This is a genomic window from Vibrio sp. 10N.286.48.C11 (assembly GCF_041469805.1).
Classification (GTDB): Bacteria; Pseudomonadota; Gammaproteobacteria; order Enterobacterales; family Vibrionaceae; genus Vibrio; species Vibrio crassostreae_C.
On sequence record NZ_JBFRLK010000018.1, the window covers coordinates 21,489 to 41,544 of the forward strand.

Consider the following 20,056-nt stretch of genomic DNA (forward strand, 5'->3'; position numbering starts at 1 on the left):
GCATTGGCACCTCATGCCTTGCCTATTACTCTTTGCCAAAAGCAATTTGTCGTCACGACAACAGACCCGATTTGGTCTAAAAAACGAGTTCATTCCATAATTCCGCTCTCATTTTAATGGAATAATACTCGTGAAAAACACTTTTGAGCTTATTGATAAGCCGACCTTCTTTGGTGCTATTGCACTCCTACTCACGATAGTTTTCCCGCTCATTTTGTTCCCAGCACAGGGTGCAGACTGGATTGCGGTTGCGAAAACATTCATGACGGACCAACTTGGATTTCTATATCTTGCTCTAGGCCTCGCGGCTTGTGCATTTATGGTTTACGTTGTGTTCAGTGATATGGGACAAATTAAACTGGGCGAAGCCGATGAAGAGCCTGAGTTTAAAACTGCATCATGGGCTGCCATGCTATTTTGTGGCGGTATCGGTGCAAGTATCTTGTATTGGGGCTGTATTGAGTGGGCTTACTACTACCAATCACCGCCTTTCCAACTAGAACCTGGCAGCGAAGAAGCGGTTCGTTGGGCGGCAACTTACGGTTTGTTCCACTGGGGACCAATCGCATGGTCTATCTACCTAATCCCGGCAATTCCTATCGCTTACTTCTTCTACGTACGTAAACAACCTGTTCTAAAGATTTCAAGCGCATTAATGCCTGTTCTTGGTGAACACCGTAGTAAAGGCGTACCAGGAAAGATCGTTGATATCCTATTCATTTTCGGTCTATTAGGCGGCGCTGCAACAACATTAGGTTTAGCCGCTCCTCTGATCACTGAAGGTCTAAATCACCTATTTGGTCTACCTAAAAATAACCTAACGCAAGTGATGGTGCTTTTAGTGTGTACTGCGATTTTTGCTTACTCATCTTATGCTGGATTGGAAAAAGGCATCAAGATCCTAAGTAACATCAACTTCTGGGGTGCGATGGGTCTACTGGCTTTCGTTCTGATCGCGGGTCCAACAATCTTCATGTTAGAAACGGGGTTAGACTCAATTGGTCGTCTACTGTCTAACTTCTTCGTGATGGCAACGTGGGCTGAACCATTTGGTGGCTACGGTACATTCGAAAACACTCACTTCCCACAAGACTGGACGATTTTCTACTGGGCATGGTGGCTAGTATTTGCACCGAGTATGGGTCTGTTTGTTGCGCGTATCTCTCGCGGCAGAACCATCAAACAAATGGTGTCAGGTTCTATCTTCTTCGGTTCTCTAGGTTGTTTCTTATTCTTCATGATTCTAGGTAACTACGGCTTATCACTTCAGCTTTCTGGTGAGCTAGATGTGGTTGCCATCCTGAATGCAGAAGGCGCAACCAAAGCTATCTTCTCGATGCTTGCACAACTGCCAATGAGCACGCTAGTTATCGCAGTATTCACTTTGCTTTGTATCATCTTTACAGCAACGACGTTTGACTCTATCTCATACATCCTAGCGTCTGTTGTACAAAATAACGTGACCGAAGAGCCAATGCGCTGGAACCGTATGTTCTGGGCATTTACTCTGTCGTTCTTACCAACGATTCTAATGTTCTTAGGCGGTCTAAGTACGCTACAAACGGCGGCGATTGTTGGTGGCTTACCACTGCTTGCTATCTCTGTGATGCTGATGATTTCAGCGGTTCGTGCGACTAACCTCGACCTACGCCATCAAGATGCGTATATCGAGCCAACGATCAACATCGAAGAACTGCCAGACATGGACCCTTGGTCTGCTGAAGGTATGGCGTTGGCTCAGTTTGAGAAAGAAAGAGATGCAGCACAAGAAGCCGCAGAACTTGAGCGTGTTGCTTACACAGAACTTGCCGCAGTGAAGAAAGAAATTCGCGCTTATGTGTTAGAACAAGGTTCACAAATGGAAACTCACGAGTTACCAGAGAACCTACAACAAGCACTTGAGCAGGCCGAGAGTAATCTTAGTGCCGCACAAGCGAAAAAGATCGAGTTATCTGAGCAAGCTCAGAATGCTCGTATCACGTTCAATCAGGTGGTTGCAGACTTACCGCTTGCTTGACATTAGCCATGACACAGTCCATTGATTTGGACCCTCCTAAATACGACAAAGGCTCACAGAAATGTGAGCCTTTTTTTATTCGGGTGATTGACTAGTCTTCGTTAACTAGCGGTTCGGGTGGTTCAAGATGTGATCTTCCCAATCGACAACATCGATTTCGTATACCACTTTGTTACGAACGCTTTCACCTGCTGCATGCATCTCTGTTTTTGATCCGGTGATCAACGGGTGCCATTCAGGAATCGGCTTAGATTCTGATAAAAGGCGGTAAGCACAAGTGTCTGGTAGCCAGTGAAACTCATCGATCTTGTCACGAGTCAGCTTCAAACACTCTTCACCTGAAGTGAAGCGGTTCGGGTAATCTTTACACGAACATGTTTTGTCGTTTAACCAGCTACACGCCACATTGGTGTAGTAAACTTCATCGCTATCTTCATCCATTAGTTTATGTAGGCAGCACTTACCACAACCGTCGCAAAGTGATTCCCACTCATTCTCGGTCATCTGTTCTAGTGTCTTTTCTTGCCAAAATGGATTCGTCATAGGATTACTTCTTACTCTTTTACTGGGGTGCGTGTTATACCGCTAGCCCATAAAAAGTTCAAGGATAATAATTGTTCATTCTTTGATTCAATCAACAGCTGTCACTCTCATCATTTTTTGCTACTATCGCGCACCCTGTTATTTAGTGAGTTTAATTTGATGGAATGTCGCCTAGGTTGTGGAGCATGCTGTATCGCTCCAAGTATTACATCTGCTATTCCTGGAATGCCTAATGGTAAGCCTGCTGGGGTACGCTGCATCCAATTAAATGAGCAAGATCTCTGCAAATTATTTGGTCAACCTTCACGCCCGAAGGTATGTCACCAATTCAAAGCTTGCCCTGTCATTTGTGGTAAAACCGACCAAGAAGCCCTTGATAACCTGATCGAGTTAGAAGCTATTACCTAAGCGTATTAGCCCTTTTCTATATCCCAGCAATTTCTTTTCCTACTCATACTTTGCTTTAGGTTATAGGTGCTTATGAGGCCTCAATAGTCTTTCAAACAATACTGACTACCTCGCTATGAGTAATAACCGTTTCAGGAAACTCTCGGCGAAATAAAGCCATCGATAAGACATCACAGATCAATGAGGCCTTTATTCTCGTACCCATAAACCAACCAATAACTTGCCTTGAATAAAGGTCAATAATGGCAACTAATTATAGCCAATATTTGTTTGTAGCTACGTCGGTGATATCTCCTGCCCATTTTTAAATTAGCAGTCGTTGCACTGAAGACCTGAGCGAGCAAGGCCGTAACTACGGGTATTCAGTTCAGGTCAAGAAGTGGACAATATCTTATAAACTTGAAGTACTATGTGTATATCATCAGGTAGCGTTTTTATTTACTTTGTTGTCAGCCAATATATTGGATAATATGGCAATAATACATTATGGAAGGAAAATGTGATGAGTAAAAAAATGACCATGGCGGAGATTTCAAGACAGCTTGGAATTTCAACAATGACCGTGTCACGTTACTTTAATGACGGTTATGTCTCGGCTGAAAATCGCCTTAAAATTGATGCTATCGTCAAAGAAAATCATTATACCCCTAATATATTTGCTCGTTCCATTCGTAGCCAATCTAATATTATTGGTTTCGTTGCTCCTCGCATTGAGTCATATACAACTAGTTTAGTAATTAAAGGGGCACTGGCGGCTGCCAATGAATCACAAGTACGAATGCTTTTTCATGCCTCAGGGTTTAACCATGAGTCAGAATGCCAAGCTGTGAGAGAGTTTAATGGCTTAAATGCATTGGGCACTATTATTATTGCTTCAAAGCACAGTGTCGAAGAGACGTTTTATCAAACCTTAGACAATGTGTTATTTATTGGTAAAAACACCCCCCACCATTGCTGTTTATATTACCCCGACCATGCTGCAATTAAAGCACTCGTTTCCCAAACCATCACTCAGTTAAAACAACAGCAGGCACCGCTGGCAGCCGTACATTATATTTATGATGAACGTATGCTTTCCAGCCGTACTAAGTTGATGCAAGCCACCATTACTGACACCGTCCCTGAGTTGAATTTTTCACTACAAGCTCTCGCCAACTCGGAGGACAAAGCCGGCTACCAGGCAATTCAATTACAGCCTAATCATGTCTACTTTTGTGCCACCGATAATATTGCTATTCGTTTATATCGTCGCGCCAAAGAACAGCAACTCAAGATTGGTCATAACTTATGGATTGTAGGCATGGGTGACTATGACTACAGCGATTTGTTAGTCCCAAGCCTGACTACTGTCGCTTTTAACTACTATCAAGTGGGCTACCAAGCTGTCAAAAAATTGCTCAAGCGCGATTTCAGTTCCGTTGAAGGCACATTCGACATAAGAATGAGAGAAAGTTCACAGTTTCTCTGAAATTGTATTGAGTCCAAATAGGTTCCATTTAACACTATGTGTTAACGATAACACACATAGTATAACCGATGACACTCGCTAATAATCTACACTCAAAACCACTCGCGTGGTGGAAGAAAGCAACTGCCTACCAAATTTATCCCCGTAGTTTTTATGATACAAACCAGGACGGTATTGGTGACGTCAATGGGATCATTGCTAAGCTAGATTATCTTGCTGATTTGGGCATTGATTTAATATGGATCTGCCCATTCTACGCATCACCGAATGATGATAACGGTTACGATATCAGTGACTATCAAGCGATTCATCCTGACTTTGGAACCCTTGAGGATGTGGATAAATTAATCACTGCTGCTCATGAACGTGGCATTCGCATTATTATGGATTTAGTGATAAACCACACTAGCGATGAGCATCCATGGTTCATCGAATCGCGAGATAACAAAGATAGCCCTAAGCGTGATTGGTATATTTGGCGTGATGGTTGTGAGCCTACAGCTGAAAAGCCGACTTGCGAACCAAATAACTGGGAAAGTATTTTTCATGGTAGTGCATGGGAATATGATGACAAAACTGCACAATATTATTTGCACCTATTTTCTAAAAAACAGCCAGATCTTAATTGGGAAAACCCTGAAGTTAAACAAGCACTATTTAAAATGATTCATTGGTGGTTGGAACGAGGTATTGATGGTTTCCGTGTCGATGCAATTAGCCATATTCAAAAACAAGCTGGTTTACCCTCTTTACCCAATCCAAAGGGTGAAAACTATGTCTCTTCATTCGATTATCATATGAATGTGGCAGGGATTGAAAAACATCTGTATGAGTTAAAAGAGCAGGCGTTTTCGCCTTTTGATATCGTGACCGTTGGTGAGGCCAATGGGGTGACGGCCGACAACGCATTGCCTTGGGTTGCTGAAGCGACCGAGCACGATCAAGGTGGTGTTTTTAACATGATTTTTCAGTTTGAACACATGAAGCTATGGTCGGAAGAACAAAGCAACGAGAATTTCGATCTCGTGGCGTTCAAACGCATTTTATCGCGTTGGCAAGATGCCTTAGAAGGTAAAGGCTGGAATGCGCTTTATTTAGAAAACCACGATCAAGCTCGTAGTATTGATACTTTTGCCGATCCTAACTCTAGGTATGCCAGTGCTACCGCGTTAGCGAGTTGTTATTTCTTGATGAAAGGGACTCCATTTATTTATCAGGGCCAAGAGATTGGTATGGTAAATCATCAGTTTACTTCTCTTGACGAATTTAACGATGTGTCTGCGAGAAATTTAATTCAAAAGCTATCGCAACAAGGTCAGAGCGATGCCGATATCTTAGCCTTGTTAAATCAAGTATCCCGCGACCACAGTCGCTTGCCAATGCAATGGAATGACCAGGATTTTTCCGGTTTTTCTGAGGTGCAACCTTGGTTCTCGGTGAATCAACAGTATGCAGATATCAATGTTGAGCAACAACAGCAAGATCCAAATTCGATCTTAGGTTTCTATAAGCAGTTGATTGCTTTGCGTAAGTCACATGAAAGCTTAGTGGTTGGCCGTTATCAATTACTGCTAGCTAACGATCCTAATATCTATGTTTATCAACGTGTTGCTCAAGATATGACATGGACCATTATTACCAATTTAAGTCCACAAGAGAGCGTTGTTGATATCGACTGCACCCAATTAGGCGAGTTAATGCTTGATAATCAGAATATTAACAATGAACACGTTCGCTCAGATTTTATAACAAAGCAAATAGCCCCCGCTTATGCCGCGTATATATTTGCAAGAAAGCACTAAATTATATTTATGGCTAGGCGCTGATAACGTTAGCCTGTATTTAAATCAAGGAACTATTTATGAGTAAGTTACTATCGTTTGATTTTTGGCAACGATTTGGGAAGTCCCTTATCGTTGTTATCGCGGTGATGCCTGCCGCTGGTATCATGATATCACTAGGTAAAGTGGTCGCAATGTATGCGGGTGGGTTTGGTGCCATTGAAACACTAGGCGCTATAATGGAAAACATAGGTTGGGGGATCATTGTTAACCTTCACCTATTATTTGCGGTCGCGATTGGTGGCTCGTGGGCAAAAGAGCGTGCAGGTGGCGCATTTGCCGCGCTAATTGCCTTCATCTTAATCAACCGTATCACTGGGGTTATATTGGGCGTGGATAACGCTATGCTCAGTGACCCAGAAGCGGTTGTGATGAGCCTATTTGGTTCTGAGTTACCTGTCTCTCAATTCTTCACGAATATTTTGGGTGCTCCTGCCTTAAATATGGGTGTGTTTATCGGTATTATGTCTGGCTATTTAGGTGCCAACTTATTTAACCGCTATCATGACTTCGCTCGCTTACCTCAGGCATTAGCATTTTTCAACGGTAAGCGTTTTGTACCTTTTGTTGTTATTTTCTATTCGCTGATTATTGCGTTTGGTTTATCTGTAATATGGCCTTTAATTCAAGGTGCGCTTAATGATTTTGGTCAATGGATTGCTACCTCTAAAGACACTGCGCCGATCACTGCTCCTTTCTTGTATGGTACGTTAGAGCGTTTATTACTGCCATTTGGTTTACACCACACTTTAACTATTCCAATGAATTACACCGAGTTGGGTGGTACTTATGAGCTTTTGACTGGGATGAATGCGGGCTCAAGTGTTTATGGTCAAGATCCATTATGGCTTGCTTGGGTCAGCGATTTAAATAATCTTAAATTAAGCGATCCGACAACTTACCAACACCTGTTAGATACGGTGCACCCAGCACGCTTTAAAGCAGGCCAAGTTATTATCGCAGCCTCTTCATTGATTGGTATTGGACTTGCGATGTATCACTGTGTTGATAGTGATAAGCGCGCACAATATAAGCCAATGTTCTTATCTGCCTGTCTTGCTGTGTTATTAACCGGTGTGACTGAGCCTATTGAGTTCATGTTTATGTTTATCGCTCCCGTTTTGTATGTTGCACATGCTGTGTTAACAGGAGTTGCATTTGCGTTGGTCGATGTGATGGACCTACGTGTACATGCCTTTGGTTTGATTGAGTTACTCACTCGTATACCTATGATGGTTTCAGCGGGCATCGGTGGTGATCTGGTTCGCTTTGCATTAGTTTCTATTGTTTTCTTTGTGGTTAACTATGGATTGTTCCGCTTCCTAATCGTGAAATTGAAGTTACCAACACCGGGTCGTATGGGTAACTACCTGGATGAAAGCTCAGAATCGATGTCAGAAGATGAGAAGATGAACATTATTATTCAGAATTTAGGTGGCCGTGCCAATATTGCTGAGATTGATGCTTGTATGACTCGCTTGCGTATTACAGTTAATGATCCGAAGTTGGTTGCTGAATATGCGTCATGGAAGCCGACAGGGGCTCTTGGTGCTGTGATTAAAGAACAGGGTGTACAAGTTATTTATGGCCCTGGGGTGGATGTTATTAAATCTAAGTTAATAGAGAAATATTCAGCACAACCTGCGTAATTCTTTTTAGATCAAATAACCTCGAGAAACGCAGCCTTGCGCTGCGTTTTATCTCACTAGAATAAATAAGTGAATAATAATGAAGTTAATGACACTAAATACCCACAGTTGGCAAGAAGAAAAACAGCTAGAAAAGTTAGATGTGGTCGCGCAAGCCATTATCGAGCAAGGGTGCGATGTGGTTGCATTACAGGAAGTGAATCAACATCAAGATAGCCCGGCCGTTGATGCCAATATATTAACCAATCACACTGTGTTGGCGAATAACTATGGTTATTTATTACAGAAAAAACTCATGGAATACGGTCATCACTACCAACTTACGTGGGATTTCGTTCATCAAAGTTATGAAGTATATCAAGAGGGGCTCTCATTTTTAACGCGACTACCGATTGTCGAACATGAGGTCATTGATTTAAGTGATAGCTATGATGTGAGCTTTTGGAAACATCGGCGAGCAGTGCGTATTAAAGTGACCTCTCAACAGGGTGATTTTAATCTTTACAATTGTCATTGTGGCTGGTGGAATGACTCAGAGAACTCATTTGAGGATCAGTTCGACCGAATCAAGGCAACTTTACCAACAGAGTTGAGCTTTCTATTAGGCGATTTCAACAACCCAAGCCATATACGTAATGAAGGCTATGATTACGTATTACAACGCGGTTTGATGGATTGTTATGAAGTTGCTGAAATCAAAGATGATGGAACCACTGTCATTAAAAACATTGATGGTTGGGAGCAAAATAGCCAAGCGTTACGCATTGATTTAGTACTTAGTAATCAGCCTGTAGTGGTAAAGCAGCATAAGGTGATTTTTAATCACGATTTTTATCCGGTTGTATCAGATCACTTTGGGGTGTTGGTAGAAGTAGAACTTACTTAATTTTTATCAACTCATCGTAGTTTAAATAAAAAGAATACTGACACAAATACGGCTAATTATCAGGTCACTCTTACTTGCTAAAATAGCGATAGAATACGACTGACCTTAACGATCTTTAGTGCGAGTTCGAAGTGATTACATAAGATTCTCTGTTCTTTCTTTGAACTATATACACAAGATTTCACACTTCTGCGAAATCTAAACTATCTTGTTGATACTGGTACAGATTAATAAGGATAGTTATGAATAAGTATATCGCAGAAATGTTCGGTACGTTTTGGTTGGTGTTAGGGGGTTGTGGTAGTGCCGTCTTGGCCGCTGCTTTTCCCGATGTAGGTATCGGCTTACTCGGGGTTTCCCTCGCGTTTGGTTTAACCGTACTCACCATGGCTTTTGCTATTGGCCATATATCCGGCTGTCATCTCAACCCTGCTGTTACAATAGGTCTTTGGAGCGGTGGTCGCTTTGATGCCAAAGACGTCGCACCTTATATTATTGCCCAGGTCATTGGCGGTATTATCGCGGGTGGTGTGTTATTCGTGATTGCTTCAGGCCAAGCAGGCTTTGACGCTGCGGCATCTGGCTTTGCTTCAAATGGTTACGGTGAACACTCACCGGGCGGCTATTCACTTACCGCTGCACTGGTCTGTGAAGTGGTCATGACCATGGTGTTCCTGTTCGTGATCATGGGCGCGACTGATTCGAAAGCCCCTGCTGGGTTTGCACCGATCGCAATTGGTCTCTGTTTGACCTTGATTCACCTTATCAGTATTCCCGTAACCAATACTTCTGTGAACCCTGCTCGAAGTACCGGCGTGGCTGTATTTGTCGGTGACTGGGCCGTTTCGCAATTATGGCTATTCTGGGTTGCACCGATTATTGGTGCCGTGATTGGCGCGATGATATACAAAGCGGTGAGAGGTTCAGATTAGTGTACAACTAACTTATTGTAATCAGTTAAGTTTAATCTATTGAAGCAGCTTAACTGATTACATATTCCTAAAGAATCAACCACCTCTATCCGGCAACTCAATATTATCATCGCTACACAAGTGGATAACAAAAGCCATTAGATACAAAGCTCTAACTTCACACTAATGAAATAGAATTATTGTTCTAAATCACAAACTTTAAAACACACCTACAAACCATGCTCAATGTTGTATATATTTCTTTAGTATTCAAATACACATGAAATGACTCATTACAATAACAAAACCAAAAAAGCTAATAAAAACAAAATATTACCAGTATTATTCCGCTCGACCGCAGTGGTCGATATAACTAAAATTATCGGAATATACAGTGAAAAAAACAATTATAGCGCTAAGCACTTTGGCATTAGCTTCAACTTCAGTTTCTGCACTTGACCTTAACCCTGAGTTTTTTGTTGGTGGCGGTGTTGGTTATCACCATGCAAAGTTTGAAAGTAAATACTCTAGTGTTTACGAGGGTGATAGCTGGTCAGATAAAGAGTCAAATACAGCAAAAGGTGCAGCTTTCAGTATTCGTACTGGTGCTTACTTAACACCAAACCATCGTGTAACGTTGACTGCAAATTTTACAGGTGACAATGAGCTTTACTCTGATAGTGATGAGTATGGTAAATATACTGAAAACCTAAAGCAGTCAGAGTACCTTGCGTCGTATGACTATTTACATTATCTGACTTCTGAATTTGCACTATTTGCAGGTGCTACAGCTGGCGTTGTACAAAATACTCTTACTTTTGAAGACAAATACAACGGAGAAACTTCTAAAGATAAATACAAAGAAACCGACTTCACATATGGTCTACAGGTAGGTGCTCAATATAAGATCAATTCAAATTGGTCTGCAGATCTTCAATACCGTCATATGTTTGAGTCAACTTCGGTTTCTCAATCAGAGTCTTGGGACAATGGTCACTACAAAGATACACACACTGTGAAAAACCACGGCGAGTTGACACTGAGCGTAGATTACCGTTTCTAATTTTCGCTAGCAATTCCCCCAAAAATACAAAAAGCCGCTCAATGAGCGGCTTTTTTAGATCTTATGACGACCGAGTAAGGAGTGCGAAAGCGTGGTGCCATCCACCAGCTCTAGCTCACCACCAACGGGAACACCATGAGCGATACGGCTAGCGTTCACTTCATGGGCATTACATAGCTCAGCAATGTAGTGCGCTGTCGCTTCCCCTTCAACTGTTGGGTTAGTCGCTAGGATTACTTCCGAGATATCACCACGACGCAGGCGGTAGTCCAAAACATCGAGACCGATGTCACTTGGACCAATACCATCAAGTGGTGAAAGATGACCCATCAATACAAAGTAACGACCTGAATATTGGCCAGTTGCTTCGATAGCTGCAATGTCTGCAGGGCTCTCTACTACACAGATTTGACCATTTTCCTGACGTTTAGGATTGGTACAAATGTGGCAAGTATCTTCTTCAGTAAAAGTACGGCACTCATTACAGTGACCAATTTCGGTCATTGCTTGGCTAAGAGCTTCAGCCAACTGTAGGCCGCCTTTTCTATCGCGCTGTAACAAATGAAAGGCCATACGCTGCGCCGACTTGGGGCCAACCCCAGGTAGACAACGTAAGGCCTCCATCAAATGCTCCAGCATATGACTGGTACGCATATTTAACCGTTCTAATGTTCAAGTAATAGCCTGTTCAACACAAACCACCACCTGAATTAACCTTTAAGAATAAGTTACTTAGAAAGGCATCTTCATACCTGGTGGAAGTTGCATTCCGCCAGTTACGCTAGCCATTTTCTCTTTTTGAGTTTCTTCAACGCGACGAGCCGCATCGTTGAAAGCAGCAGCGATAAGATCTTCAAGCATCTCTTTATCGTCTTCCATTAGGCTTTCATCGATATCAACACGGCGAACGCTGTGGCTACCAGTGATCGTTACTTTTACAAGGCCAGCACCTGACTCACCTGTAACTTCCATATTCGCGATTTCTTCTTGAAGCTTTTGCATGCGCTCTTGCATTTGCTGGGCTTGCTTCATCATGTTGCCCATACCGCCTTTACCAAACATGTTAATACTCTCTGGTCTAATTGGTTTATTAAAATTTATTAAGCTTTGGTGCTTAAATGGGGGTTAAACCACAGTGATTCAACCCCTTGAGGTTCAGTTCTCAGATTTGCTTATCTGGGATGATACGCAGGTCACTAAACGTGAAAAAGCTCTATATAGGGCGAACACTGTCTCTGTCGAGCTCGGCAGCAAAACGCCTCTCAATAAACTGTACATTGGCATCGTTTTCCAAAGCGGTAAACGCGTCTTTCAACTTACCTTGGTACAATCTTTCTCTTAATTCGAGAGGTGTTTCTCCACCGTCACCGATTTCCACACTCAAATGACACTCTTCTCCGAGCACGGTATTGAGAGACTGTAACAACTCACTCTGTGCTCGATCCGTATTCAGGTGAGCTTGGCTCGATCTTAACGTTAAGGTGATTGATGTGTCGTTTTTAGCAAACACTGAGTTCAATGCTAACTGTTCAACAAGCTTGGCTGTGTCTAGCTTTTGAATCGTGGCTGACCATTCATCTTGAGCAATCGACTCTTGAAGCAATTTATCGACCATTTCTGGTGTCTTAATATGCTCCAACGCACGTTTGATCTGAGTAGGTGTAAGCTCTTTGCTCACCTCTTTCACTACAGGTTTAGACGGTTTCCAGCGATAAGGTTCATTATCGTTGGTCACATTTTCTGTCGAAGAGGCTGATAAAGAAGCTGGCGACACCCGCTCAGAACCACCGTGTTGCTGAGCAACTCGATCAAGAACTGAAGTTTTAGCTGGTGTCGCTTTAGCCTTTTTTGGCGCCGAGCCTTTGTTTTCTGTTGCCGAACTGCCTCTACGTTGAGAACGTAATTGGTGGCGTAAACCACTCACAGGCGAAGTTGCACGCGCTGGCTGCTCTTGCGGAGCAGAAGGTGCAACGCTTGGCTGTTGAACCGGACTCTGGTTTTGATAATTCGTTTGTTGCTGCTGAGGCTGCTCTGCACCGTAGCTTGGACGCTCATCATAAGCAGGAGGCGCGTCATACTGGCTATGCGGGTAATCCTGCTCAGGATAACCTTGGTTGCCTGAATGTTCAGCGTAACCTTGCGAATCTGAATACTGTGCTGGAGTCTGTTGCACGGGTGGCTGCTGCATAGCTTGCTGTTGAGGCGCCTGTTGTTGCATCTGAGGCTGTCTCGGAGCTGCCATTGGCGCAGGTTGACTCACTGACTGAGCAACGTTCTGAGCTTGAGCTGCTGGAACTGGCGCTGGGCTTGCCGACTGAGTCGAGATTGCCGTAGCAACCGCTTGTTCAGCTGGTCTAAATGCCAACATGCGTAAAACCACCATCTCAATACCAACGCGAGCGGTTGGCGACAATGGTAAGTCTTCACGACCTTTCAACACGATCTGGTAGTAGAGTTGAATGTCTTGTGGGCTAAGCGCTTTGCTCAGTAGTTCAAGCTTCTCAGCGTCAGGCTGTGCCTTATCTAGTGTAGATGGCAAAGCTTGGAACATCGCAAGACGATGCAGTTGAGTCGCAAGCTGATTCAGCAAACCATCCCACTCGACACCGTTCTCAGCAAGGCTTTGGATACACGCCATCGCTTGCTGTGGCTGCTTACTGCTAATCGCTTCAAGCAAGTGGATAGCTTGGTCGGTATCCAGTGTTCCTAGCATGTGAGCAACAGTATCTGTTACGACATTGCCGTTACCTAATGCGATAGCTTGGTCTGTAAGGCTTAGTGCATCACGCATACTGCCATCAGCAGCATGAGCAATCATTCCAAGCGCACGAGACTCAGACGTCACATCTTCTTGTTCAAGAATATGATCGAGCTGCTCGTGAATATTATCAACGCTGATCGGCTTAAGGTGGAACTGCAAACAACGCGACAAGATAGTCACTGGAAGCTTCTGTGGATCCGTTGTTGCGAGCAAGAATTTCACATACTCAGGCGGCTCTTCTAAGGTCTTTAGAAGCGCATTAAAGCTGTGCCTAGAAAGCATGTGTACTTCATCGATTAGGTAAACCTTGAAGCGACCACGTGCAGGCTTGTACTGAACATTGTCCAGAAGCTCGCGGGTATCTTCTACCTTAGTACGTGATGCCGCATCAATCTCAAGTAGGTCAACAAAACGACCTTCATCGATTTCTTTACAGGTTGCACATTCACCACAAGGTGTTGAGGTAATGCCTGTTTCACAGTTGAGCCCTTTAGCAAACAAACGGCCGATGGTCGTTTTACCGACACCTCGTGTACCGCTGAACAGGTATGCATGGTGCAACCTGTTCTGGCTAAGGGCATTCTCTAATGCTGTTAAAACATGGGCTTGACCAACCACTTCTTTGAATTTGGTTGGTCGCCATTTTCGCGCTAACGCAAGATAGCTCATGAATAATTCCGAAAAGGATTAGTGACCGTCGAATTCGCAGATGCTAAACACTTCTAGACCTAAGCCTTGTAAGCGCTTGTCACCACCGATTTCTGGAAGGTTAATAACAAATGCAGCGTGTTCTACCACACCACCAAGCTGACGAATCAACTTTGTTGTTGCTTCAATCGTACCGCCCGTTGCTAGCAAATCATCAACCATCAACACTTTATCGCCTTCAACGATAGCATCAGTATGGATTTCTAGAGTGTCGGTGCCGTACTCAAGCTCATAAGATTGTGCCACAGTTTGACGAGGCAGCTTGCCCGGCTTACGAACAGGAATGAAGCCAACACCTAGCTCAAGTGCCAAAGGCGCACCAAATAGGAAACCACGAGCTTCAGTACCAACGATCTTAGTAAAGCCCATGTCCTTGTATGTTTCCGCTAGCAGGTCGATAGTCGCTTTGTAAGCTACTGGATCTTCCATCAAGCTTGTTACGTCACGGAACAAAATACCCGCTTTAGGGTAATCAGGAATGCTTTTGATGCTTGCTTTGATCAGAGAGATTTTTTCTGTGTTCATAATCTTATGCACTTCATTAGGCCGCTTTCCAAACTCTCGTTAACGAATCAAACATCAACGCTCGGAATTAAGGAAAGGTACGATTGGTATTCATTGCAACGAGAGTCATAACTCTGATTGCTGAAATAATAAACGCCCGCTATACAAGCAGGCACACTGGCTTAATGGTAGTGATTTTCTTTGCTGTCAGCAACCAACTCATGGGTTGGAAGTCGCATAAACCATGTGAGAAGAATAACAAGTACACAAATTAGGAAAGCCTTGACCCAAATGATAGGGGCAAAGTAGATGGATAACGCAAAACTCAACAAGATAAAGAATACGCCACGCGTTTTAACTTGTTTGGTGACGGCACCGTGTTGATACCAATTGTTCAGCAAAGGACCCAGCGTTTTGTGCTCATGCATCCATTGATGAACTTTCGGATTGCTTCGCATGAAGCATGCGCTGGCAAGAAGGAGAAAAGGAGTGGTTGGCAGAACGGGCAAAACTATCCCTAGAACTGCGAGAAATATACAAAGGCCACCAGCAATATTGAGGCTTAAAACTCGAACGCTAATTGTGGCCTCCTTGAGTTAGCTATCACCAATCGGCGACGACAGCTTAACTAGAATGTTGCGTAACCATTGAATACACGGATCAACGTAAGTGTTGCTGGTAGCAATGGAATCATTAAAAATGCGGCTAAAAATCCTAAAAAGTAGAATACATTAAACGGGTCTTGAAAGTCTTTGTTATCTGCCATGATTGCTTCTTGTTTTTGTTAGTGAAGGTAAGTATCAGGCGAACCAAACCCGCTTTGCTAAATCGACATTTAACAAAAAAGGCATAGCCACACCATTTGCGCAACTATACCTTAATCAATTATTCACAAAAACCGAGGAAATATAGGGTTAATCAGTAGACCCTTGGTGTATGTCTAAACTAAAACTTGCCGCTCCAATTAGGCTCAACGACAGTTGGCAGCCCTGTTCGATCGGAAGGTCCCGCGTAATAAAGTTCTTCTTGCAGTTCTCACCCAAGCGCTCACCTGCTGCAATATATTGATTCAATTCACCATTCGACCATTGCCCGTCTAGACCCGCAGGCAAAATGGAGATGGTTCCCTCGGCAAGGTCAGCAACACCAAACAAGGCATTCACTGGGGTGGAGCATTTAGAGCAACGAATCCCCTTCTCTAAGATTTCAGCAATATCTTTGAGATCAACATTAAAATCTTTTCTGTTTCTTATGTAATCGTGGAACAGCGCTCTCACTAACAATGTTGTCGCGGAGCCGCCATTATCAGACGACGATGAATCGACGAGGTAAAAAGCAAACTGCCCGTTCATCATCCACGCATAGTCAAACACAAGTGGCATCATCTCTGTTGATTGCAGTAACCGGTAACTGCAACGCCATGAGCCTTGTCGCGTATCTTTCTCGGGAAGCAGCGCATGCAGTAAGTCTTTTGCTGCGCTTGGGTTATCTTGAAGGTAATTCAGGTGCCAATGCAGTTCTTGGTCTTCAGGGATCTCTCCCCCATCATCCACACAGAACCATTGGCTCGAAAAATCTCGTTGGTCTGAAATGTTATCGAACGAATCTGTCAATGTATTCGCAATCGCACTTCCTAGGTGACGGTGATCCTCTAACGGCTTCGCCAAGAAGTCTTTAATACCAAATCGCAAGGCTTTCGCCACGTCAGACATATCATCAGTGCCAGACACAACGATCATAGGCAGTGACGGGTACTCTAAACTGAGCTCTTCCACAAGCTCTATGCCATCAAGTATTGGCATTGATAAGTCACACACAATTAAATCTGGCGCTGAGTCTCTAAGTTTCTGCAAAGCGTCCAGTCCATTTTCAGCCTCAACCACTTTATAACCGACCTTGTCTAGGTACGCGCTGGTTATACGGCGAAAAATAGGATCATCATCAACCAACATCACGCATTTTTGGTTAATTACTTCCTGAGCCGAGGTCATTACTGGCTGACTGTGAGTTTTGTACATAATCTATAACCTCACAAAACTAAGTCGAATTATTATTGTTATCTGTTCTAAGAACTAATATAAAACTTAGTAATAAAATGCTAAATACACAAATTTGCACTCTTTACTGGTAATTCGTGACGAGGGTTGGAATACTTGTAAATAGTGCAACGAGTTGACGTAACGCAAACATTGATCTCACTGTTACGTATAAATTAGATGAGATTGTAAACAAATGTGTCTGGATTTATGAAATTAGATGATTTAAACCTCTTTCGACTCGTCGTTGAAAATGGGAGCTACACCGCAACATCGCGCAAGACTATGATTCCGGTTGCGACCATCACACGACGCATCCAAGCCTTAGAAGATTCTTTGAACCTTAGGCTTCTCAATAGACACGCGCGTAAACTTTCTTTAACAGAGGCAGGCGAACGTTTCTTCAATGAATGCTCTCCGCTGTTGCAACGTCTCTCTTCTACTGCAGAAGAGTTAACTGACGTGTGCAAAGGCGCTTCCGGTAAGATTCGTATTACGGCACCCTCAAACCTGACCAAGCGCATGATGATGCCAATGTTCAGTGAATTCATGATTCAATACCCTGATATCAATATTGAGCTGATGATGAACAACCAAGCGGATCAGCTGGATCCAACGGAGTGGGACGTAATTTTCCGAGTCGGCCCTCAGCGTGATTCAAGCCTAATCGCTCGAAAAATCAGTGAAGTCAAAGATATTCTTATCGCGAGCCCTGAGTACTTAGCGAAGAACCCAGCTCCAAGCCATGCTGAAGAGCTAGCGAACCATTCGCTACTCAAAGGCTACCCGCTGATTAAGTGGCAGCTGAGTAATTCGAATGAAGAGACGGTGGTGAATAGCGAGAAAGGCCGTTTCAACGCCAATGCGCTTAATGTCGTGAGACAAGCGTGCTCAGAAGGCCTAGGTATCACCCTGATGCCTGACGTGATGATTCGTGAATACATTGAAGATGGCAGCTTAGTGCAAGTCTTAGAAGACTGGAGCGCTAACCCTCGTGATATTTACATGCTTTATAACCACAAAGACCATCTACCAGAGAAAGTGAGATTGTTTATTGATTTTGTGATCGCATACCACATTCATTAAGGTCAATCCCCTTCTCTATAAACAAAAAACCAGAGCCGATGCTCTGGTTTTTTATTTTCTCTATCGCTAGCGAAACTCTGTATGACTAACGAAACGCTAGTTAAGCGCCTTCGTTGTGTAACTCTAAGTTAGCAAGATCTTGTTGAATCTCACGCTGAACCTTTGAGTCGTCATTACGCAAAGAGTCTAGGAAATCTAGGTACACTTGGTCGATATCGCCCGTTACATACTCGCCGTTAAATACAGAAGTATCAAAACGAGAGATGTCTTGATTGCCCATGCCCACTGCAGAAATCAGATCTGGTAGCGTTTGGAAAATCAAGGCGTCTGCGCCAATCTGCTTACAAATCGTTTCGTTATCACGACCATGAGCAATCAACTCTGTCGCGCTCGGCATATCAATGCCGTAAACGTTAGGGAAGCGAACCTCTGGAGCAGCTGAAACCATGAAGACCTTATTTGCGCCAGAATCACGAGCCATCTCAATGATCTGCTCTGATGTTGTGCCGCGAACGATAGAATCGTCAACCAGAAGAACGTTCTTACCTTTAAACTCAGAGCGAATTGCGTTGAGCTTACGGCGAACCGACTTCTTACGTTGTTGCTGACCTGGCATGATGAATGTGCGGCCAACATAGCGGTTTTTCACGAAACCTTGACGGTATGGCTTATTGATCGCTTGAGCGATTCGTAGCGCAATATCGTTTGATGTTTCAGGGATTGGAATAACTACATCAATGTCTAAGTCTGCGTACTCTTCTTTAATACGCATACCAAGCATCTCACCCATCTCAACGCGTGCGCTGTAAACCGAGATTTTGTCGATGAATGAATCTGGGCGTGCAAAGTATACAAACTCAAAGATACATGGGTTTAGTTGTGGGTTGTCTGCACATTGCTTAGTGAAAAGCTCACCGTCAAACGTTGCGTAGATAGCTTCACCTGGTGCTACGTCGCGCATGAAGTCGAAACCAACAGCATCGAGTGCTACCGATTCAGACGCAACCATGTACTCTGTTTTACCTTGAACTTCACGCTTACCAAGACACAATGGACGAATACCATGTGGGTCACGGAATGCGATCATACCGTGGCCGATGATCATCGCCGTTACGGCGTAAGCACCACGAATTGTACGATGCACATTTGCCACAGCGCGGAAAACGTCATCTGAAGTTACGTTACCTTTAACAGTATCGATCTCATGAGCTAATACGTTCAGTAGAACTTCAGAGTCAGAGGTTGTGTTTACATGACGACGGTCTTTTTCGAACAACTTCTCACGAACTTCGTTTGCGTTCGTCAGGTTACCGTTGTGCGCCAACGTAATGCCAAAAGGAGAGTTTACGTAGAAAGGCTGAGCTTCAGACGCACTTGAACTACCCGCAGTAGGATAACGAACATGGCCAATACCAACTTCACCTTGTAGGCGCTGCATGTGTTTTGCTTCAAAAACATCTTTTACTAAACCGTTCGCCTTACGCAGACGGAAACGATTGCTTTCTATGGTACAAATACCAGCGGCATCTTGGCCACGATGCTGCAATACCGTTAAAGCGTCATAAATAGACTGGTTTACAGGTGTTGAACCCACGATTCCAACAATACCACACATGTCCTAATCCTCGATTTTTCGACATTAACTGGCGCTAGAGCGCGCCAGATAAGAAACTAGATGTTGCTTGTAAATGCTCGAAGAACGGCGCAATGATTCGACTAAATTCTGGAACCAATTGCGAATTCTTCCACCACTCAGAACTTGGGAATGCAGTAAACGCATCCATGAAAAACAACACTGCAGAAACAATCAAAACACCACGTAAGCCACCAAAGACGACACCGAGGATTCTGTCTGTACCTGACAGGCCTGTTTTCTGAACTAGTTGACCGATGACATAGTTAACTAAGGCACCCACAACTAACGTTGCAACAAACAATGCTGCTATCGCAGTTCCGTTTCGAAACATCTCATCTTCGATATTGGTGAAGTACATCGCTAATTTAGCGTAGTACTGGCTAGCAATAAAAAATGCTCCAAACCAAATAACGAGTGACAAGGCTTCTTTAGCGAAACCACGAACTAAACTGATCACGGCAGAGAAGCCGATCACGCCTAAAATGACAAAATCTAACCAATTCATGAATTCTTCATCTTAAGTTGGCGCGCATTTTAAC

Annotated in this window: 19 protein-coding genes and 1 pseudogene; 9 read left to right on the forward strand and 11 right to left on the reverse strand. The window is 43.6% G+C overall.

Translation table 11 applies throughout. The features are described from left to right. Positions 1-130: 130 nt before the first annotated feature. The gene (locus tag AB4209_RS06145) at positions 131-2,017 is read left to right on the forward strand and encodes a BCCT family transporter (protein WP_248366474.1); all 1,887 of its coding nucleotides are present in this window, start codon (positions 131-133) and stop codon (positions 2,015-2,017) included. A gap of 105 nt (positions 2,018-2,122) precedes the next feature. Here AB4209_RS06145 and AB4209_RS06150 read toward each other — a convergent pair whose 3' ends face one another. Then, the gene (locus AB4209_RS06150; RefSeq protein WP_017059388.1) at positions 2,123-2,560 is read right to left on the reverse strand and encodes a YcgN family cysteine cluster protein; all 438 of its coding nucleotides are present in this window, start codon (positions 2,558-2,560) and stop codon (positions 2,123-2,125) included. A 159-nt stretch (positions 2,561-2,719) separates the two neighbouring features. Between AB4209_RS06150 and AB4209_RS06155 the strand changes: the two genes are divergently transcribed. Continuing rightward, positions 2,720-2,968, forward strand: coding sequence for a YkgJ family cysteine cluster protein (locus tag AB4209_RS06155; RefSeq protein WP_017059389.1), 249 nt, complete (start codon positions 2,720-2,722; stop codon positions 2,966-2,968). A 20-nt stretch (positions 2,969-2,988) separates the two neighbouring features. Here the strand turns inward: AB4209_RS06155 and AB4209_RS06160 are convergent. Continuing rightward, positions 2,989-3,330 (reverse strand): annotated as a pseudogene (locus AB4209_RS06160) (DDE-type integrase/transposase/recombinase); the annotation flags it as partial. A 140-nt stretch (positions 3,331-3,470) separates the two neighbouring features. On the opposite strand from AB4209_RS06160, the gene AB4209_RS06165 reads away from it, so the two are divergent. The 6 genes from AB4209_RS06165 (at position 3,471) to AB4209_RS06190 (ending at position 10,786) form a co-directional block, all read left to right on the forward strand. After that, positions 3,471-4,436 (forward strand): LacI family DNA-binding transcriptional regulator, encoded by a 966-nt coding sequence (locus AB4209_RS06165; RefSeq protein ID WP_017070321.1) that lies wholly within the window; start codon positions 3,471-3,473, stop codon positions 4,434-4,436. A 68-nt stretch (positions 4,437-4,504) separates the two neighbouring features. Further along, positions 4,505-6,238: an alpha-glucosidase gene (locus tag AB4209_RS06170; protein WP_372055177.1), complete on the forward strand. Its 1,734-nt coding sequence runs from the start codon at positions 4,505-4,507 to the stop codon at positions 6,236-6,238. Between the two features lie 59 nt (positions 6,239-6,297). Then, complete coding sequence (locus tag AB4209_RS06175) at positions 6,298-7,926, forward strand: PTS transporter subunit IIBC (RefSeq protein WP_017070319.1); 1,629 nt, start codon at positions 6,298-6,300, stop codon at positions 7,924-7,926. 79 nt (positions 7,927-8,005) lie between these two features. Next, on the forward strand, positions 8,006-8,812 hold the full coding sequence (locus tag AB4209_RS06180) for an endonuclease/exonuclease/phosphatase family protein (protein ID WP_170962780.1): 807 nt from the start codon (positions 8,006-8,008) through the stop codon (positions 8,810-8,812). Positions 8,813-9,054: 242 nt separating this feature from the next. Further along, positions 9,055-9,744 carry an aquaporin Z gene (aqpZ, locus tag AB4209_RS06185; RefSeq protein WP_372055179.1) on the forward strand — a complete coding sequence of 230 codons (690 nt, stop codon included), beginning with the start codon at positions 9,055-9,057 and terminating at the stop codon, positions 9,742-9,744. A gap of 373 nt (positions 9,745-10,117) precedes the next feature. Further along, entirely contained in the window at positions 10,118-10,786 is a 669-nt protein-coding gene (locus AB4209_RS06190; RefSeq protein WP_372055181.1) for an outer membrane beta-barrel protein, read from the forward strand. A gap of 54 nt (positions 10,787-10,840) precedes the next feature. On the opposite strand, the gene recR is transcribed toward AB4209_RS06190, so the two are convergent. From recR to AB4209_RS06225, 7 genes are all read right to left on the reverse strand, one after another. Continuing rightward, positions 10,841-11,440 (reverse strand): recombination mediator RecR, encoded by a 600-nt coding sequence (gene recR / locus AB4209_RS06195; protein ID WP_019823189.1) that lies wholly within the window; start codon positions 11,438-11,440, stop codon positions 10,841-10,843. Between the two features lie 78 nt (positions 11,441-11,518). After that, positions 11,519-11,848, reverse strand: coding sequence for a YbaB/EbfC family nucleoid-associated protein (locus tag AB4209_RS06200; protein ID WP_017062338.1), 330 nt, complete (start codon positions 11,846-11,848; stop codon positions 11,519-11,521). Positions 11,849-11,999: 151 nt separating this feature from the next. Further along, the gene (dnaX, locus tag AB4209_RS06205; protein WP_372055183.1) at positions 12,000-14,216 is read right to left on the reverse strand and encodes a DNA polymerase III subunit gamma/tau; all 2,217 of its coding nucleotides are present in this window, start codon (positions 14,214-14,216) and stop codon (positions 12,000-12,002) included. An 18-nt stretch (positions 14,217-14,234) separates the two neighbouring features. Beyond that, a complete protein-coding gene (gene apt, locus AB4209_RS06210) occupies positions 14,235-14,780 on the reverse strand; it encodes an adenine phosphoribosyltransferase (protein ID WP_017062340.1) in 546 nt (181 codons plus the stop codon). A gap of 161 nt (positions 14,781-14,941) precedes the next feature. After that, positions 14,942-15,313 (reverse strand): YbaN family protein, encoded by a 372-nt coding sequence (locus AB4209_RS06215; protein WP_372055208.1) that lies wholly within the window; start codon positions 15,311-15,313, stop codon positions 14,942-14,944. Positions 15,314-15,387: 74 nt separating this feature from the next. After that, positions 15,388-15,525: a hypothetical protein gene (locus AB4209_RS06220; RefSeq protein ID WP_017067606.1), complete on the reverse strand. Its 138-nt coding sequence runs from the start codon at positions 15,523-15,525 to the stop codon at positions 15,388-15,390. 148 nt (positions 15,526-15,673) lie between these two features. After that, positions 15,674-16,777 carry a response regulator gene (locus tag AB4209_RS06225; protein ID WP_017062343.1) on the reverse strand — a complete coding sequence of 368 codons (1,104 nt, stop codon included), beginning with the start codon at positions 16,775-16,777 and terminating at the stop codon, positions 15,674-15,676. A 228-nt stretch (positions 16,778-17,005) separates the two neighbouring features. Here AB4209_RS06225 and AB4209_RS06230 point away from each other — a divergent pair, with 228 nt between their 5' ends. Further along, positions 17,006-17,881: a LysR family transcriptional regulator gene (locus tag AB4209_RS06230; protein ID WP_017062344.1), complete on the forward strand. Its 876-nt coding sequence runs from the start codon at positions 17,006-17,008 to the stop codon at positions 17,879-17,881. 100 nt (positions 17,882-17,981) lie between these two features. On the opposite strand, the gene purF is transcribed toward AB4209_RS06230, so the two are convergent. Continuing rightward, positions 17,982-19,496 carry an amidophosphoribosyltransferase gene (gene purF, locus AB4209_RS06235; protein ID WP_017062345.1) on the reverse strand — a complete coding sequence of 505 codons (1,515 nt, stop codon included), beginning with the start codon at positions 19,494-19,496 and terminating at the stop codon, positions 17,982-17,984. Between the two features lie 34 nt (positions 19,497-19,530). Further along, positions 19,531-20,022 (reverse strand): CvpA family protein, encoded by a 492-nt coding sequence (locus AB4209_RS06240; RefSeq protein WP_009848678.1) that lies wholly within the window; start codon positions 20,020-20,022, stop codon positions 19,531-19,533. Between the last annotated feature and the right edge of the window lie 34 nt (positions 20,023-20,056).

What these genes read in the sequence shown, in the direction of transcription:
- AB4209_RS06150 (WP_017059388.1), bottom strand. Translation starts at nt 2,560, where the DNA reads ATGACGAATCCATTTTGGCAAGAAAAGACACTAGAACAGATGACCGAG.
- AB4209_RS06155 (WP_017059389.1), top strand. Translation starts at nt 2,720, where the DNA reads ATGGAATGTCGCCTAGGTTGTGGAGCATGCTGTATCGCTCCAAGTATT.
- AB4209_RS06165 (WP_017070321.1), top strand. Translation starts at nt 3,471, where the DNA reads ATGAGTAAAAAAATGACCATGGCGGAGATTTCAAGACAGCTTGGAATT.
- AB4209_RS06170 (WP_372055177.1), top strand. Translation starts at nt 4,505, where the DNA reads ATGACACTCGCTAATAATCTACACTCAAAACCACTCGCGTGGTGGAAG.
- AB4209_RS06175 (WP_017070319.1), top strand. Translation starts at nt 6,298, where the DNA reads ATGAGTAAGTTACTATCGTTTGATTTTTGGCAACGATTTGGGAAGTCC.
- AB4209_RS06180 (WP_170962780.1), top strand. Translation starts at nt 8,006, where the DNA reads ATGAAGTTAATGACACTAAATACCCACAGTTGGCAAGAAGAAAAACAG.
- aqpZ (WP_372055179.1), top strand. Translation starts at nt 9,055, where the DNA reads ATGAATAAGTATATCGCAGAAATGTTCGGTACGTTTTGGTTGGTGTTA.
- recR (WP_019823189.1), bottom strand. Translation starts at nt 11,440, where the DNA reads ATGCGTACCAGTCATATGCTGGAGCATTTGATGGAGGCCTTACGTTGT.
- AB4209_RS06200 (WP_017062338.1), bottom strand. Translation starts at nt 11,848, where the DNA reads ATGTTTGGTAAAGGCGGTATGGGCAACATGATGAAGCAAGCCCAGCAA.
- dnaX (WP_372055183.1), bottom strand. Translation starts at nt 14,216, where the DNA reads ATGAGCTATCTTGCGTTAGCGCGAAAATGGCGACCAACCAAATTCAAA.
- apt (WP_017062340.1), bottom strand. Translation starts at nt 14,780, where the DNA reads ATGAACACAGAAAAAATCTCTCTGATCAAAGCAAGCATCAAAAGCATT.
- AB4209_RS06220 (WP_017067606.1), bottom strand. Translation starts at nt 15,525, where the DNA reads ATGGCAGATAACAAAGACTTTCAAGACCCGTTTAATGTATTCTACTTT.
- AB4209_RS06225 (WP_017062343.1), bottom strand. Translation starts at nt 16,777, where the DNA reads ATGTACAAAACTCACAGTCAGCCAGTAATGACCTCGGCTCAGGAAGTA.
- AB4209_RS06230 (WP_017062344.1), top strand. Translation starts at nt 17,006, where the DNA reads ATGAAATTAGATGATTTAAACCTCTTTCGACTCGTCGTTGAAAATGGG.
- purF (WP_017062345.1), bottom strand. Translation starts at nt 19,496, where the DNA reads ATGTGTGGTATTGTTGGAATCGTGGGTTCAACACCTGTAAACCAGTCT.
- AB4209_RS06240 (WP_009848678.1), bottom strand. Translation starts at nt 20,022, where the DNA reads ATGAATTGGTTAGATTTTGTCATTTTAGGCGTGATCGGCTTCTCTGCC.